19 protein-coding genes are annotated in these 15,572 nt (G+C 60.8%); all 19 read left to right on the plus strand.

Annotated features, from left to right (window positions below; translation table 11 throughout):
• Positions 1-140: 140 nt before the first annotated feature.
• Entirely contained in the window at positions 141-584 is a 444-nt protein-coding gene (locus JOE29_RS01950) for a hypothetical protein (protein WP_003422750.1), read from the plus strand.
• A gap of 359 nt (positions 585-943) precedes the next feature.
• Entirely contained in the window at positions 944-1,333 is a 390-nt protein-coding gene (locus JOE29_RS01955; RefSeq protein ID WP_003411734.1) for a hypothetical protein, read from the plus strand.
• Positions 1,314-1,652 carry a hypothetical protein gene (locus JOE29_RS01960; RefSeq protein ID WP_003394900.1) on the plus strand — a complete coding sequence of 113 codons (339 nt, stop codon included), beginning with the start codon at positions 1,314-1,316 and terminating at the stop codon, positions 1,650-1,652. The genes JOE29_RS01955 and JOE29_RS01960 overlap by 20 nt, the downstream gene beginning before the upstream one ends.
• Before the next feature lie 46 nt (positions 1,653-1,698).
• On the plus strand, positions 1,699-2,289 hold the full coding sequence (locus JOE29_RS01965; protein WP_003316276.1) for a hypothetical protein: 591 nt from the start codon (positions 1,699-1,701) through the stop codon (positions 2,287-2,289).
• The gene (locus tag JOE29_RS01970; protein ID WP_002551914.1) at positions 2,286-2,474 is read left to right on the plus strand and encodes a DUF2635 domain-containing protein; all 189 of its coding nucleotides are present in this window, start codon (positions 2,286-2,288) and stop codon (positions 2,472-2,474) included. The genes JOE29_RS01965 and JOE29_RS01970 overlap by 4 nt, the downstream gene beginning before the upstream one ends.
• Before the next feature lie 18 nt (positions 2,475-2,492).
• On the plus strand, positions 2,493-3,989 hold the full coding sequence (locus JOE29_RS01975) for a phage tail sheath subtilisin-like domain-containing protein (protein ID WP_057407230.1): 1,497 nt from the start codon (positions 2,493-2,495) through the stop codon (positions 3,987-3,989).
• A gap of 60 nt (positions 3,990-4,049) precedes the next feature.
• The gene (locus JOE29_RS01980; protein ID WP_003316279.1) at positions 4,050-4,397 is read left to right on the plus strand and encodes a phage tail tube protein; all 348 of its coding nucleotides are present in this window, start codon (positions 4,050-4,052) and stop codon (positions 4,395-4,397) included.
• Positions 4,394-4,690: a phage tail assembly protein gene (locus JOE29_RS01985; protein ID WP_003316280.1), complete on the plus strand. Its 297-nt coding sequence runs from the start codon at positions 4,394-4,396 to the stop codon at positions 4,688-4,690. The genes JOE29_RS01980 and JOE29_RS01985 overlap by 4 nt, the downstream gene beginning before the upstream one ends.
• 130 nt (positions 4,691-4,820) lie before the next feature.
• Positions 4,821-6,980 carry a phage tail tape measure protein gene (locus JOE29_RS01990; protein ID WP_210078756.1) on the plus strand — a complete coding sequence of 720 codons (2,160 nt, stop codon included), beginning with the start codon at positions 4,821-4,823 and terminating at the stop codon, positions 6,978-6,980.
• Positions 6,977-8,401 (plus strand): DNA circularization N-terminal domain-containing protein, encoded by a 1,425-nt coding sequence (locus JOE29_RS01995; protein WP_032662872.1) that lies wholly within the window; start codon positions 6,977-6,979, stop codon positions 8,399-8,401. The genes JOE29_RS01990 and JOE29_RS01995 overlap by 4 nt, the downstream gene beginning before the upstream one ends.
• Positions 8,402-8,404: 3 nt before the next feature.
• On the plus strand, positions 8,405-9,532 hold the full coding sequence (locus JOE29_RS02000) for a phage baseplate assembly protein (RefSeq protein ID WP_003394890.1): 1,128 nt from the start codon (positions 8,405-8,407) through the stop codon (positions 9,530-9,532).
• Positions 9,529-10,041 (plus strand): phage baseplate assembly protein V, encoded by a 513-nt coding sequence (locus JOE29_RS02005; protein WP_003372720.1) that lies wholly within the window; start codon positions 9,529-9,531, stop codon positions 10,039-10,041. Before JOE29_RS02000 ends, JOE29_RS02005 begins: the two co-directional genes overlap by 4 nt.
• Complete coding sequence (locus JOE29_RS02010; RefSeq protein ID WP_003394886.1) at positions 10,038-10,436, plus strand: phage GP46 family protein; 399 nt, start codon at positions 10,038-10,040, stop codon at positions 10,434-10,436. Before JOE29_RS02005 ends, JOE29_RS02010 begins: the two co-directional genes overlap by 4 nt.
• Complete coding sequence (locus JOE29_RS02015) at positions 10,426-11,466, plus strand: baseplate J/gp47 family protein (protein ID WP_003372716.1); 1,041 nt, start codon at positions 10,426-10,428, stop codon at positions 11,464-11,466. Before JOE29_RS02010 ends, JOE29_RS02015 begins: the two co-directional genes overlap by 11 nt.
• Positions 11,454-12,053, plus strand: coding sequence for a putative phage tail protein (locus JOE29_RS02020; protein WP_058446297.1), 600 nt, complete (start codon positions 11,454-11,456; stop codon positions 12,051-12,053). Before JOE29_RS02015 ends, JOE29_RS02020 begins: the two co-directional genes overlap by 13 nt.
• Before the next feature lie 10 nt (positions 12,054-12,063).
• Positions 12,064-13,596, plus strand: coding sequence for a hypothetical protein (locus JOE29_RS02025; protein ID WP_058446295.1), 1,533 nt, complete (start codon positions 12,064-12,066; stop codon positions 13,594-13,596).
• Positions 13,597-13,606: 10 nt separating this feature from the next.
• Positions 13,607-14,152: a hypothetical protein gene (locus JOE29_RS02030; RefSeq protein WP_058446294.1), complete on the plus strand. Its 546-nt coding sequence runs from the start codon at positions 13,607-13,609 to the stop codon at positions 14,150-14,152.
• A 111-nt stretch (positions 14,153-14,263) separates the two neighbouring features.
• Positions 14,264-14,809, plus strand: coding sequence for a glycoside hydrolase family 19 protein (locus JOE29_RS02035; protein ID WP_024649701.1), 546 nt, complete (start codon positions 14,264-14,266; stop codon positions 14,807-14,809).
• Positions 14,806-15,318, plus strand: a complete 513-nt coding sequence (locus tag JOE29_RS02040) for a lysis system i-spanin subunit Rz (RefSeq protein WP_024961355.1) — start codon at positions 14,806-14,808, stop codon at positions 15,316-15,318. Before JOE29_RS02035 ends, JOE29_RS02040 begins: the two co-directional genes overlap by 4 nt.
• Positions 15,319-15,572 lie beyond the last annotated feature (254 nt).

Here is a 15,572-nt window from a genome sequence, read left to right on the forward strand (position 1 = left end):
CAGGCTGTAGGGTGTTGAGCAATATACATAATGTAATGCTCCGTTGTGTCATAAAAATACAAAATGTATTGTAAGGCCTTGGTTCTGTGCAGCGAAAGACGCTGCGCAGCGTTTCGGAAAGGTCCTACAGGAGAGACACGATGATCGAGAAAATAGAAGCCGTGATGCAGCACTGGGGTGAACAGCGCATGCGCATCGGCCTGGGCGGCGGACTGAGCAGCCCGATGGCGGGGATCATGGAATGGGGCGCGTACATTCCGCGTCGCACACCCGGCTCGCGCGCGCTGGTGGGCAATGGCAGCGGTCTGGACTATATAAGCAGCGAAGTGGAAGCGGCCATTGCGCAGCTGTCACGCAGCCCGGCAAAGAGCCGCGGGCCTGAACTGGCCCAGCTGGCGACATTGCGTTATGTCGAGTCGTTGCCAGTGCGCGAGCAGATGCGCCTGGTAGGCATTAATGAAGGCGCAGATCGCACCTATCGCAACTGGATCAACAAGCTTCACCAGCAAGTGCTGGCGATTCTCGCTGAGCGCAGCGCTTCCAGAAGCAACAACGCCGTTGCCGACAAAGCTGCGCAAGGGTGAATGAAGACACGGTTTCACGCCGTTTATCCGGGTCGATTGCACAGCTGTGGCCGAACTCGTGTTGAACTCCGGTCAAACTCGACCCACCCCGAAACTGCCCCTTCCCAGGCTTTCCGGAGGGGGGTAAAAAGGTCCCACGATATGCGATTTGCGCCTCAGGGCAGCAGCCGGAAACAGGATGATCAACAGGCACAACCGGTCACTCGCGACCCACCTCAAACCCCGCCTCGGCGGGGTTTGTTTTTCAAGATCCGGTCAACGTCCAGATCAGGTGCCTGCGCAAGCCTGCCCGACGCAGCATTGTTAAATGTATTCAGCCCGGCCGCCTCAGTGCGGTCTTTTTTATTTCCGGAGTACCCATGGACCCAACCGACCTAGGCCCAGGCACAGCTACCTGGCTGGGCGGCACGGGCACAATTCTGCTTGGCGGCTTTTTATGGCTGCGCAAGTTTCTTTCCAGAGATGCAACAGACCGGGCGATGGACAACGCGGACATCGGTACGGTTCGCCGTCTCAATGAGCTGCTCGACTCCGAGCGCCAGGCGCGCAAGGAAGCTGAAGCGCGGGCTGACCAGTTCGCCAAGGAGCGCAACGAGCTCGCTGCAGCTGTTGGCCGGATGGAAGGCAAGATTGAAGCCCTCACCAGCCACATCGTCCAGCTCACCGACAAGGTCACCACGCAAAGCGCCGAAATCGCCCGGCTTCGATCTCAACTCGGAGGTGCAAACGATGCACAGATGCGCAATTGATTTCATCGCTCGCCATTGGTGGCGGCGCCTGGAAATCTGGCTGATTTCCATGCTGCTGATCGCTGGCTGCCTGATGCTCGGTTTTCAGGCCGGGCAGTGGTCGGCGAATGCCGAGCATACGCAGCAGCTGGCCGAGGTTCGCAATGCCTACGACGCAGCACTGGGCAAGCGCGACCGGCGCCTGGACAGGCTGGCCGAAACCACTACCCAGGTGGCGGACAGGGTCGAGAGTGCTGCATCGATTGCCAATCAGGCCGCTCACGCGGCCAGCCGTGCTGCAGACAAGGCTGATGAGGCGTTGTGCAAGGCTAACCAGTAGGCGTTTCCCACGCCGCAATCAACCTTCAACACACGCGGAACCCCTCATGAAGATAACCCCGATAGTTGCCCATTTGCAGGCGACCTGCCCCAGCTTTGCCGGGCGAATCAGTGCCGGTATCGACTGGGCTGCGGTCGCCCTCGGCGATCAGCTCGCTCACCCGTCGGCGTACGTGATTGCCACTGGCGATCAGTCCACCGCCAACGATTTGCAGAACGTCATCCGCCAGAGCATCACCGACACGATCGATGTCGTGGTGGTGCTCGATGGCGGTGACAAGCGCGGGCAGGAAGCCAGCGAGCAACTGCATGCCCTGCGCGCCGAACTGTGGCGTGCACTGGTGGGCTGGAACCCGGATCACGATTACGACGCGATGCAGTACACCGGTGGCGCGCTGGTGCAGATCAGCGGTGACCGGGTGACGTATCGCTTCGGGTTTGCAGCGCAGTTTCAACTGGGCCGCAACACCTCCGATCAGCCTGCCGAGACCTGGCACGAAGCGTATCTGGATGGTTTGCCCGGGTTTACGGGCGCCACCATTGAGATGGACTGCGTTGACCCCGCAGATCCGAATCTGAAATCCCCCGGCCCTGATGGCCGTATCGAAGCGAAGTTCACAGCAGAGGTAACCCCATGACTCAACGCATCACTGTAGTACCGGCCGAAGGCCGCACTGTGCCGGATCCGGAGGCGGGCGATTTGCTGCCCGTCGAAGGCCGGCAGGTGACCTTCAACGCCTGGTGGCAGCGTCGTCAGAACGACGGCGACATCACCCTTCAAACCGAGCAATCCACCACCACCCATCAAGCCTTCACGGCTTAACCAAGAGGGAGCCAAACAATGGCTATCAGCTTTAACAACATTCCATCCGATGTTCGCGTTCCGCTGTTTTATGCGGAGATGGACAACTCGGCCGCCAACAGCGCGTCGGCCAGCATGCGTCGACTGATCGTTGCGCAGGTCAACGACGATGTGTCCGGCCCCGAACTGGGTTCTCTGGTGCTGGTGCCGAGTGTGGCGCTGGCGAAAAACATCGGCGGTCAGGGCTCCATGCTGGCCGCCATGTATGAAACCTGGCGCAAGGCGGACCCCACCGGCGAAGTCTGGTGCCTGCCGCTGCTCAATACCGAAGGCGCCAAGGCCGGCGCGAAAGTCACCCTCACCGGGGCGGCGACCGAAGCCGGTCTGCTGAACCTGTATGTCGGCGGCATGCGAGTGCAGGCCACTGTCGTTAATGGTTCAACCGATGCCCAGGCTGCTACTGCGCTGTCGGTGAAGATCAATGCCACGCCTGACCTGCCGATCACCGCGGCTGTCGAAGCGGGTGTGCTGACCCTTTCCTGCAAATGGAGCGGGGCAAGCGGCAATGACATCCAGCTGGAATTCAATCGCCAGGGCAAGACCAATGGCGAAGTCATTCCTGCCGGCCTGACGGCGGCAGTCACCGCCATGACTGGTGGCGTGGGTACGCCTGATCAGCTCAAGGCACTGGCTGCGCTGGGCGATGAGCCGTTCGAGTTCATCTGCATGCCCTGGACCGATACCGCCACGCTGGATGCCTGGAAAGCGGCAATGGACGACAGCACCGGTCGCTGGAGCTGGGCCCGTCAGCTGTACGGTCACGTTTACAGTGCCAAGCGCGGCACGGTCGGTACGCTGGTGGCCGCAGGTCAACTGCGCAACGATCAGCACATCACCCTTCAGGGTGTGGAAAACGGTGTTCCGCAACCGGTCTGGCTGCAAGCCGCTGCACTGGCTGCGCGCACGGCGGTGTTCATCTCTGCCGACGCCAGCCGTCCTACCCAGAGCGGCACCATGCCCGGTATTGATCCGGCGCCGGCCAGTCAGCGTTTCACCCTGACCGAGCGTGAGTCGCTGCTGCGTTACGGCATCGCCACGGCGTACTACGAAGGCGGTTACGTGCGCATTCAGCGTTCGATCACCACCTACCAGAAGAACGCTTACGGCCAGGCGGACAACTCGTACCTGGACAGCGAAACCATGCACCAGTCGGCGTTCATCATCCGTCGTCTGCAAGGCATCATCACTAGCAAGTACGGCCGCCACAAGCTGGCCAACGATGGCACGCGCTTCGGTGCCGGCCAGCCGATCATCACGCCGAGCACCATCCGTGGCGAGTTGATTGCGCAGTACGCACGTCTTGAAGAAGAGGGCCATGTGGAGAACGCCGAAACGTTCGCCCAGCACCTGATCGTCGAGCGTGACGGCAATGACCCAAGCCGCGTGAACGTGATGTTCCCGCCTGACTACATCAACGGCCTGCGCGTGTTCGCGCTGCTCAACCAGTTCCGCTTGCAGTACGACGAAGCGGCATAAGCCTAACCAACCCTTTCAAGCCCGCCTCGTGCGGGTTTTTTCATTCTGGAGATAAACAACATGGGTCAGAAAGTTGCGGGTACCTGCTACATCAAAGTGGATGGCACCCAATTGACCATCAGCGGCGGCGGCGAAGCGCCTCTGATGAACATCAAGCGCGAGACGGTCGTGCCTGGTTACTACAAGGAAACCGAAAAGGCTGCCTGGTTGAAATTCACCGCCGTGCACACCGCGGATCTGCCGCTCAAGCTGCTCACTACCGGTGTGGACATGACCATCACCTGTGAATTCAAGAACGGCAAGACCTACGTCCTGTCCGGCGCCTACCTGGTCGATGAGCCGAGCAGCAAGGCTGACGACGGCACCATCGAACTGCAATTCGACGGCAATCAGGGGAGCTGGCAATGAGTGAAGTCATCGACCTGGCCAGCCCGATCGAAGCGCACGGCGAGACCCTTTCGCAACTGACCTTCCGGCGCCCTACGGCGCAGGAAGCGCGGGCCATCAAGGCCCTGCCGTACAGGATCGACAAGAACGAGGAAGTTTCTCTGGATCTGGACGTGGCGGCGAAGTACATCGCCGTCTGCGCCGGCATCCCGCCCTCGTCGGTCAATCAGATGGACCTGTGCGACATCAACACGCTGAGCTGGAAGGTTGCGAGTTTTTTCATGGCAGCGGCATCAGCGACCTCGAAGGACTGATCGCCGTCGTTTACGACCTCGCGTACTTCTGGAAGACCGATCCCGAACTGATGATGTCCAGGGAGCTGGACGTCATCACCGAGTCGATCTTGCAGACGCAACGCATCAACCAGATCCTGCAGGGGGAGTGATGGCAGACACTATCAAGACGCTGATTACCGGCGTCGACAAGCTGTCTCCAACGCTGGCAACCATCCGCAACAACGTTGAAGGCTTCGAGACCAGGCTTGAAGGCTCTGGTCTTGGGAACGTCGAAGTGGGCGAGATGATCAAGGGCAATGCTTTGGCAGAGCCCTTGATTGCCGGGGTAAAGGCAGCGATCGGTTTCGAAACCAGCATGGCCGGCGTGAAACGGTCGGTCACCTTTGAAACACCGCAACAGTTCCGGCAGATGAGTTCCGACATTCTGGACCTCAGTGAACGACTGCCGGAAAGCGCCAACGGTATCGCGGCGATTGTCGCCGCGGGTGCCAAGGCCAATGTACCGCGCGAAGAACTGACCGGGTTTGCCAGCGACGCCGTGAAAATGGGCGTCGCATTCGATCAGACAGCGGCCGAGTCGGGCGACATGATGGCCTCGTGGCGGTCATCGTTTCAGATGACTCAGCCGCAGGTCGCGGCGTTGTCCGAGAAGATCAACGTGCTCGGCGGCAACAATCTGGAAAAGAAAATCGCCACCATGGTGACTGCAATGGGCCCGCTCGGGCCGGTGGCGGGGATGGCCTCCGGGCAACTGGCGGCAATGGGTGCGACCCTGGCCAGCGTCGATGTGCCGGCCGATGTGGCCGCCAGCGGCATGAAGCGTTTCATGCAATCGTTGACTGAAGGGGGCGCGGCGAAAGCCGGGGCGTTCGAGGCGTTGCAGCTCGACGTCAACCAGCTGACCCAAGGCATGCAGAGTGACCCGTCCGGGACCATCGAAAAGGTTCTGACGGCGGTTTCCAGTGTTGATCCCGGCAAACAGTCGGACGTCATCACGCAGCTGTTCGGTGCCGAATCGCTGGGCGCGATCACGCCGCTGCTGGCCCACCTCGATGTGCTCAGGTCCAACCTGGCCAAGGTCGGGGAGGGCGTGCAAAACAGCGGCTCCATCGAGAAGGAGTTCGCAGACAACTCCCAGACCACGGCCACTGCCATCAAAGAGATGACCAACCGTGTCGATCGTCTGGGCATCAATATCGGCAGTATGTTCCTGCCGGCGATGAACGAAGCAATGGCCGTGATCGGGCCGATGATTTCTCAGGTCGCCGCACTGGCGGCCGAACACCCTGGCGTTATCAAGGGTGTGGTGGCCGCTGCGATTGCGTTCGGTGTATTGCAAGTTGCGGTCATGACCGCGACGACCGCCATGAGCGTACTTAGCACGGTGATGGGCCTGTCACCGCTGGCCTTGATCGTGCGCGGCCTCGCGCTGGCGGCAGTTTTTCTGATCGCCAACTGGTCGACCGTCGCACCTTATTTTCAGGCGGTCTGGGAGGCGATTCGCGGACCGGTGATGGCGCTGTGGGATGTACTCAAAGCGGTCTTCGCCTGGACGCCGCTGGGCATGATCGCAGCCAACTGGCAGCCACTGAGCGAATTCTTTGCTGCGCTGTGGGACGTGATCAAGGCGCTGTCCACGCCGGTTTTCGATTTTCTGCAAACGCTGTTTGCGTGGTCGCCGCTGGGCATGGTCGTGGCCAACTGGCAGCCGTTGTCCGAGTACCTGGCCGGGCTATGGGAAACCATCAAGGCCGAGGCGCAACCGTTTACCGATGTGCTGGCAACGCTGTTCAGTTTTTCGCCGCTGGGCATGGTCATCGAGAATTGGCAGCCGATCAAAACCTGGTTCGCAGGTCTGTGGGCGGACATCAAGCCATTCATCGAGCCGATCATGAGCTGGTTTGGTGGCGACACGAATAAGACCGTCCTGCAGCGGGCGACCGAGAAGGCCAATCAGTTCGCGGAAGAACAGCGGATACGCAACGCAGGGCCAGGCGGCGGGACCGGGGCGTTTCTGGCGGCCGGTGCCGTCGAGAACGTTCGCACGAATCAGCAGTTGCTCAATCAGGCCACTGGCGTGCCGTCGACCAGCCAATTGCTCGGCGTACCCACCCCGCTGGCCCCCGGCAGCCTGTTGTTGCAACAGGGCGCAGCCGGGGCCGGCCCGCGACTTGAAGGCGAGCTCAACATTCGCTTTGAAAACGCGCCGCCGGGCATGCGCGCCGGGCAAGTGCAAACCAACCAGCCGGGTTTGACGATATCGCCAAACGTCGGTTATCGAACCCTCGGCGCAGGAGCCGGATCATGAGTACATGGCGTGACAGCCTGCTGCCAGCGTCTTTCCGGGGCGTCGGTTTTTTCATTGAAAAAGCCGTCGTCCCGGCAGGCCGCAAGGGGCAGTTGCATGAGTTTCCACAACGCGACGAGCCATATTTCGAGTCGCTGGGCAAACAGTCGAAAGTTCATACGCTGACGGGGTTCATTGTCGGTCCCGACTGTTTCGAACAGCGAGACAGACTGCTGCAGGCACTGGAGCAGGAGGGTGCCGGCGAGCTGGTGCATCCCTGGCTGGGTCGCGTGCAGGTCCAGGTCGGCGAATGTGGCGTCACACACAACCTGAGCGAAGGCGGGCTCGTCCGGCTGGACCTGAAATTCTATCCGGCCAACCCGCTCAAGTTTCCCGTGTCGACCCTCAATACGCGACGGCAGTTGCTGGGCGCGTCCGAGAGCCTGCTGGACTCGGCGCTCAGGCGCTACCGCTCGGTGATGGCCACAGTGGACGCGGTGCGTATCAATATTCAGGCGCTACGCAGCGCCCTGTCGGGTGTGTTCGCGACCATTCAGCGGCAGTTCACACCGTTCATGACGATCTATTCGGATGTCACCGCGCTGGTGCATTCGCTGGTCAATGCGCCGTTGACGGTCAGCACGCTGTTTACCACGTTCTTCGCCAGTTTCGACGGCGACAGCCGTCGAGCCAGAAGAGCGAACGGCACCAGTAGTATTGGCGGGGCGAGTACTGGAACGAATGCCGGGTCAGGTTCCGGCAGCTCGACAGGGGGCGGTTCAGGCAGCGGTTCCGCGAGTGGCAGTAACGGCACCGCTGCGAGCAGCGCGGCAGCAAGGTCCGGCAGCAATGGCGGCGTGTCCTCTGTTGAAACGGTCGATTACCGGTCGGTGATTTCCGAGGCCACGCAACAGGCGGAAGCGGTGTCCGGCATCAATCTGGTCAGTCAGAGCAGCGGGCTGGACACCGGCGTGACGGCTCAGGCCGCGGCCAATCTGGTTCAGGATGCCTTGTTGGTCAAGGTGGCGAAAATCGTCGCGAGCATGCCGGTTGCGACGACCGTCACGCCGCTCACGGTGGTGCCATCGCTGGATCAGCAAGTGACGCAAGCGCTGCAACGCGTCGATGTGCCGGTTGCCGATGACGTCATCGAGCTACGTGACACGCTGAGTTCGGCGATCTGGGAAGCGTCGTTGAAAGCCGATCCCGAACATTACCTGGCGCTCAACACGTTGCGTCAGGCCTTGATCAGGCACCTCAACGCGGTGGCGGCTTCCGGCGTACGTCTGGTGGACATGAAGGTCTCCGAGCCTTTGCCCGCGCTGGTGCTGGCCTATCGCCGATTCGGCGACGCCAGCCGGGCGCAGGAAATGGTGCAGCGCAATCGGCTGGCCCACCCGGGGTTCGTGCCGCCCGGCACGCTGAAGATTGCTCAGGAGTGACCCATGATTGACCCTAACGTTGTCACCCTGACCGTTGACCAGCACGACTACGCCGGCTGGAAGTCGGTGGAAATCTCTGCCGGGATCGAGCGTCAGGCGCGCAGCTTTGAAGTAAGCATTACCTGGCAGTGGCCGGGCACTGAAATCTCGCATCCGATCACGCCCGGCGCAGCGTGCGAGGTGCGTATCGGCGGCGAGTTGATTCTGACCGGTTGGGTGTTTGCCGCGCCGATCAGCTATGACGGCAAGCAAGTCACACTGAAGATTTCCGGACGCTCGAAAACCGCCGACCTCATCGACTGCTCGGCCATCAACAGGCCGAGTCAGTGGAAGGAGGTGGGGGTGCTGAAGATCGTTGAAGCGCTGGCTGCTCCCTATGGTTTGTCGGTGATCAGCGAAATACCGGAAACCTCGAAGATGGCCGATCACACCATCGAGCCTGCCGAAACCGTGTTCAAGTCCATTGACCGGTTGCTGACCCTGTTCCGGATTTTTTCCACCGATGACGAATACGGCAATGTGGTGCTGGCCAGGCCGGGCAGTCGCGGGCAAAGCGCAGACGCGCTCGAACTCGGCAAGAATGTGTTGAGCGCCGTCATCGCGCGGGACTTTTCCGGGCTTTTTTCCGAGTACCGGGTCATCGGTCAACAGACTGGTAATGACCAGACGTTCGGCAAGGAGTCGTCGGAGGTCTCGGCAGAAGTCACGGATGACCGGCATGACGACCCCGCGCATAAAAAGCGTCTTCGCGTACTGGTCGTTCATGAGGATGCGCCGATCACACCCAAGCTCGCCCTGAGTCGCGCCAATTGGGAGCGCGGTCAGCGGGCCGGCAAGGCGCTGCTCACCACCTACAAGGTCCAGGGCTGGCGGCAGTCCAACGGGGCGCTCTGGCGGCACAACACCATGGTCCGGGTGATCGATCCGGTCATCGGTTTTACGAGCCGCAACATGCTGATTTCAGCCGTGACCTACTCGCTGAGCGACCAAGGCACGATCACCACACTGGTGGTCGGTCCGCCTGAAGGTTTCCAGGCCGAGCCAGGTGACCCCAACAAGCGCAGCAAGGTGCAGGTCAATCAGGACGCTTACTCCTGGCTGCTGCCCATCGACGAGGAAACAACCTCATGAGCTTACTCAATCGCATGCTGGTGCGCGGCACGGTGGTGCTCGCCAGGGCCAGCAGCAAAATGCAGGCGCTGCAAATGCGCCTTACCGCCGGAGAGGTCAAGGACGACATGGAGCACTTCGAACCCTACGGCTTCACCAGCAACCCGCTGGCCGGCGCCGAGGGCATTGCCGCGTTCATTGGTGGCGACCGGTCGCACGGTCTGCTGCTGGTGGTGGCCGACCGGCGCTATCGCCTCAAGGGGCTGGAGTCCGGCGAAGTGGCGATCTATACCGACGAGGGCGACAAGATTCACCTCAAGCGCGGCAAGGTCATCGACATTGAAACCGACACCTTGAACATCAAGGCGACGGTGGCCGTGAACTTCGACACACCGCAGATCACCCAGACCGGAAAGATCGTCTCCCAGGGCGACCAGCTTGCCGCTGGCATCAGCCAGATCAGCCATCTGCACGGCAACGTGCAGGGCGGTAATGGCCAGAGCGGGCCGCCCGTTGGAGGTGCCGGATGATCATTGAAGGTTCTCTGCAGGCGTCCTTGCTGCGCTCGGTGGTCATCAGCCTGTTCACCTGGCGGCGTGCCGAAGCGGACGACCCGTTCGACGATGCCGAGCGCTATGGCTGGTGGGGCGACACCTACCCGGCACAGGCCAATGACCGTATCGGTTCCAGGCTGTGGCTGCTGCGCCGGGTCAGGCTGACTGCCCAGACCCAGCGCGATGCCGAGTTCTATGCCCGGGAAGCGCTCGACTGGCTGATCGAAGATGGCCAGGTCAAGCACATCAACATCCTTACCGAACAGGTTCAGAGCAACCGCCTGAACCTGGGCGTCGAACTGGTCGTCTCGGACGGTCAGCTCGTGCGTTTCAACCCTTCTGAACAGTGGCAGGTGATTTATGCCGTTTGAAACACCTACGTTACCGGCGCTGATCAACCGAACCCAGGTCGACCTCGCCGACGAAGCGCTGCGTCAGTCCGATGCTCGGGTATTGTCCCGTGCGCACAGCGGCGCGGCCTACGGGCTGTACGGCTATCAGGACTGGATCGCCGACCAGATTCTGCCGGACACCGCCGACGAGGAAACCCTCGAGCGGCAAGCCATCCTGCGCCTGAGGCAGCCGCGCAAGGTGGCACAGGCCGCTACTGGCACGGTGCGCTTTACGGCTGCAGCTGGCGCGGTGCTGGATGCGGACACTGTGCTGCAGTTCAGTGATGGACGCTTCTACCGCGTCACCAAAGGCGTCACCACGGTTGCGGGCAATAACACCACCACGGTCGAAGCAGTCGATGCCGGTGTTCTGGGTAATGCGGATGCCGGTCTGGTGATGACTGCCGTGCAACCGGTCGAAGGCATCGACAGCACCTTCACCGTCATTGCCGACGGACTTTCCGGCGGCATCTCGCAGGAAAGTATCGAGTCGTTGCGTGCGCGTGTCGTGCGCTCCTACCGGGTCATCCCGCATGGCGGCAATCAGGATGATTACGTGACCTGGGCGCTGGAAGTGCCGGGCGTGACGCGCGCCTGGTGTGTGCGCCGGTTCATGGGGCCAGGGACGGTGGCGGTGTTCTTCATGCGTGATGACCAGGCCGATCCCATTCCTGACGCCGAGCAGCTCGCTGCGGTCGCGGCGTATATCGAGCCGCTGCGTCCGGTCACGGCTGATGTGTATGTGCTGGCGCCGGTGCAGAAACCGGTGGTCTACACCATCCGGCTCACCCCGGATACCTCCGCCGTGCGGGCGGCGGTCGAGGCGCAGTTGCTTGACCTGCACAACCGTGAGGGCGGACTGGGCGAAACCCTGTTGCTCACGCACATCGCCGAGGCCATCAGCCGCGCGACGGGCGAAACCGATCATGTGCTGGTTTCACCCGTGGCCAACGTTACTGCCGCGGCCAACCAGTTGCTCACGTTCGGGGGTATTCAATGGTCGTCATAAGAACCGCCGAACATTACGCCGGACAACTGCAGGCGCTGCTTCCACCCGGTCCCGCATGGGATCCGGAGCAGGTGCCGGAATTGCAGCAGGTGATTACCGGCCTGTCCCGCGAGTTCGCACGCATCGATGGCCGCGCGTTCGACCTGCTCAACGAGATGGACCCCGCCACCGTCAGTGAGCTGGTCCCGGACTGGGAGCGGGTGATGAACCTGCCTGACCCGTGCCTGGGGCTCAAACCCTTGTTCGCAGACCGGCGCCTGTCGGTGCGCCAGCGGCTTGTGGCGACAGGAGGGCAGAACGCGGCGTTCTACATCGACATTGCCATCAGCCAGGGCTACCCCGATGCCACCGTGACCGAACACCGAGCGCCCCGTATGGGGCGTTCGCGTTTTGGCCAGGCGCATTTCGGCACCTGGAGCGCGCAATTCATGTGGACCCTGAACACCGGCGGGCGCCAGCGCCTGGGCCGACGCTTCGGGGCCAGCTACTGGGGAGAGCGGTTCGGGGTGAATCCCGGGCTCGCAATCGAATGTTTGATCCGTCGAGCAGCACCGGCGCACAGCGTCGAATTCGTAAACTTCAACTGAGGAACACAATGTGGATTATCCCAAGAGTGTGCCGGGCGTAGGCTTGGCAAGCGGCAAGTTTGTAGATGAAAACCCGGCGACCGGCACCCCTGGCTCGCTGATCCCGGCGCAGTGGGGCAACTCGGTGACGCAGGAGATTTTGAACGTGATCCTGGGGGCCGGTCTGGTACCCAACGAGGAGGATGTCACCCAGTTGCATCGAGCCATTCTTGGCCTGGCAGCATCCGATTACAAAAAATCGGTGCGTTGCGCCACGACAGTCTCCATTGGGCTGAGCGGTTTGCAGACCATCGATGACGTCACACTGGTGGCCGGCGATCGGGTGCTGGTCAAAAATCAGGACACCGCGTCGCAGAACTGGATTTATGTCGCCGCGGCAGGCGCCTGGGCACGTGCGCAGGATGCGAACGAAAGCACCGAATGCACGCCGGGTCATATGGTGCCGGTGCAGGCCGGCACGAAAAACGCGGGCACCGTATGGCAACTGGTCAATACGACAGTGCCGGTGCTGGGTACGACTGACCTTGCGTTCGAGCGTCTGCTGGGACGCAGTGGTGTGGCCGCGGGTGATTACACTCGGGTCAAGGTCAATAAATATGGGCAGGTGGAGGCGGGGAGTAACCCTACAACACTTAGTGGTAATGGTATTTCGGATGCGTACACCAAGGCTGAGGTGTATGCCAAAAGTGAAGTTGACACGCGCCTGGACAGCAGGGCTTTAGCCGACGCCATCTCTTACGTGGGGCTTGCCGGAGGAGTTCTGGGACAGCCCTACATGCGACGTTCTTCTGACTCCGCTACCTGCTGGCTTCAGACTAAATTGCTTTACGCGCCCGTTCAGCAGGGCACTGGCGTAGGGCAGCTCAATAATGTTGTGAAGATTGGTTGGTCGGACAACGGTCTCAAGGCGACCGTTGATGCTACTGATATGGGGACTCTCTGGTACGCCAACAACTTCGATCCAGGTAGCAAAGCCAATTGGGGCAGTACGCTTGCTGCGTATGGCATTACCAATGCGTATACAAAGGCTGAAAGTGATGCCCGTGATTTACAGCGGGCTATGGCGGATTCTATTTCATATGTGGGATTTGCCGGTAATGACGTAAACCTTCCGTACATGCGCAGGGCTTCGGATGGCCAGGTTTATTACTTGCAGCCGCGTCTGGGATTTCCACCTATTGAACAGGGCGGTGGCCCGAACATGTCGACCAACAAAGTTCGCCTTGGCTATAACAGTGCCGGCAGCCTGCGCCTTCAAGTAGATGTCACTGACTTCGGCGACCTGACGAATGATTACAACCTGCCTACGAAACTTGCCGGGTTGGGTATGAGTGCAATTGGTTCCTACGCTTTTGCGCGGGTCATTTCTTCTCAGGGCCAAGTCAATCAGGGAGGGATGATAGCGGGTTCCAATCTGATTTATAGCTCCACAAACGGCGGCGATGGCGCTGGTAACAACTCTGGTCTCATTGGCGTAGGCACCTGGCGCGCTCACGGCGCCTTCTCTAGCAGTGAACGCACTCTCTTTCAACGAGTTTCGTAAAGGTAATCATATGAACACAGTATCAAGCGCTCGTGACCCTCGCTGGGCCGATCAGGCCCATACATCCATTGTTCTTTGGGTGATCTTCGAGGAAACCAAGGATTTGTATGGCGAGGTACCTTTTGCTGCCTCCGCCGATGACTCGGAGCCACATGGCGTAGACCTTTTCAATCGCGCAATTGCCGGTGAATTTGGCGAGATTCTTGAGCCGACCGAAGAGATGGTCATGGCACATGTCATGATTCTACGCGGCGGCTATTCGGCCGGGGCTACGGAAAAAATCAACGCATTGGCTAATGAGCTGGACACTTTGCAAGATGCCGTCGCATTGGGTTTGGCTACTGAAGCTCAACTGAAAGCGCTGCCTGTGCTGAAAGCCGAGTTAGATGCGTATCGGCTTTATCGGGTGCAACTTGCCCAGCTCGACGCACGCTCAGGCTTTCCGATGTCGTTCGATTGGCCCGTCCCGCCTGCTACGCCATTTGTCGACGTGCAGCCTCCGGAAAAGCTCGCGATTCCAAGGGGCGTAAGTGAAGACGAACTGCCCAAGCCATAACGCCCCGCACTGACGGGGCGTTGTTTTATCCGCCGTTCAACTTGCGTTTACACAGGGGAACTTTATCGACTCAGGGGGCGGGTTAGTCCTGTAACCCCTATAGGAGGACCAATGCCTATCAACCAGCAACAACTATTACAAATCCTCCCCAACGCCGGCCCTAAAGCCGGCGTTTTCGTTCCTGCTCTCAACATCGCCATGGCCCGTTACGCCATCGACACCCGCCTGCGTATCGCCGCGTTCATCGCTCAGATAGGGCATGAGTCCGGGCAGCTTCGTTATGTGCGTGAGCTGGGCAGTGACAGCTACCTGGCGAAGTACGACACGGGCCAGTTGGCGCTGCGTCTGGGCAACACGCCAGAGGCAGATGGCGACGGTCAGCTGTATCGGGGCCGTGGGCTGATTCAGGTGACGGGGCGGACCAACTACGAGGCGTGCGGGGAGGCGCTCGGGCTGGACTTGCTTGCCCAGCCGCAACTGCTCGAACAACCCGACCACGCGGCCATGTCGGCGGCATGGTTCTGGGACCGGGCCAACCTCAACGCGCTGGCAGACCAGGGTGATTTTCTGATGATCACCCGCCGCATCAACGGCGGTACCAACGGCCTGGCGGATCGACAGGCGCTTTACCAGCGGGCATTGGAGGTGCTGCCGTGAAAGTGCTGGATATGCGATGCCTGATCCTCGCATTCGTGCTGGGGTCAGGGCTGGGTACATGGGCCGCCTGGAAATGGCAGGCGGCCCGCTATGGCCTGCAACTGTCCACGCAAGCACTGACGTGGCAGCGCGAGCGCGAGCAGGCGGCGCTCGCGGTCGTCGACTGGCAGAACGCCGAGCAGGCACAACGACGGGCGCTGGAAGTCCGTTTGCACACCAACGATTCAACCATCCACAAGGAATTGAGCGATGCACAGACTGCTCAGGCTCGTTTGCGTGATCGCCTGGCTACCGCTGATTTGCGCTTGTCAGTCCTCCTCGCCAACAGCCCCGCCAACCGTGATGGCGTGCCAGCCGGCACCGACACCGGCGGCGTGGTTCATGGAAGCTCGCGAGGCGAACTTGACCCAGCGGCTGCTGGACGAATTGTCGCCATCACCGACTACGGCGATCAGGGATTGATCGCTTTGAAGGCCTGCCAAGCCTACGTGCGCGAGATTGCGCACTGATGTTCCTCTCGGCTCCCCACCCCTTAGGCCATCGTGCCCCTGCCTCAATCCCGCCTCCGCAAGGAGGCGCGGCCCTCTTTTCAGCCTTTAACTGCTTTTCAATCGGCGCGGCCCGGTACATTCATATTGCACCGGCCGATTCGGTACGCTAATGTCCTGAAACGTACCGATGAGACCCCTTCCGTGACGACAGTCAGCAAGCTTTTGATGCGCGTTATCAAGGCTCACGCCCGTTGGCGTTGGCGCGCCTGACT

The organism is Pseudomonas sp. PvP009, assembly GCF_017832995.1.
In the GTDB taxonomy this organism is placed as follows: domain Bacteria; phylum Pseudomonadota; class Gammaproteobacteria; order Pseudomonadales; family Pseudomonadaceae; genus Aquipseudomonas; species Aquipseudomonas syringae.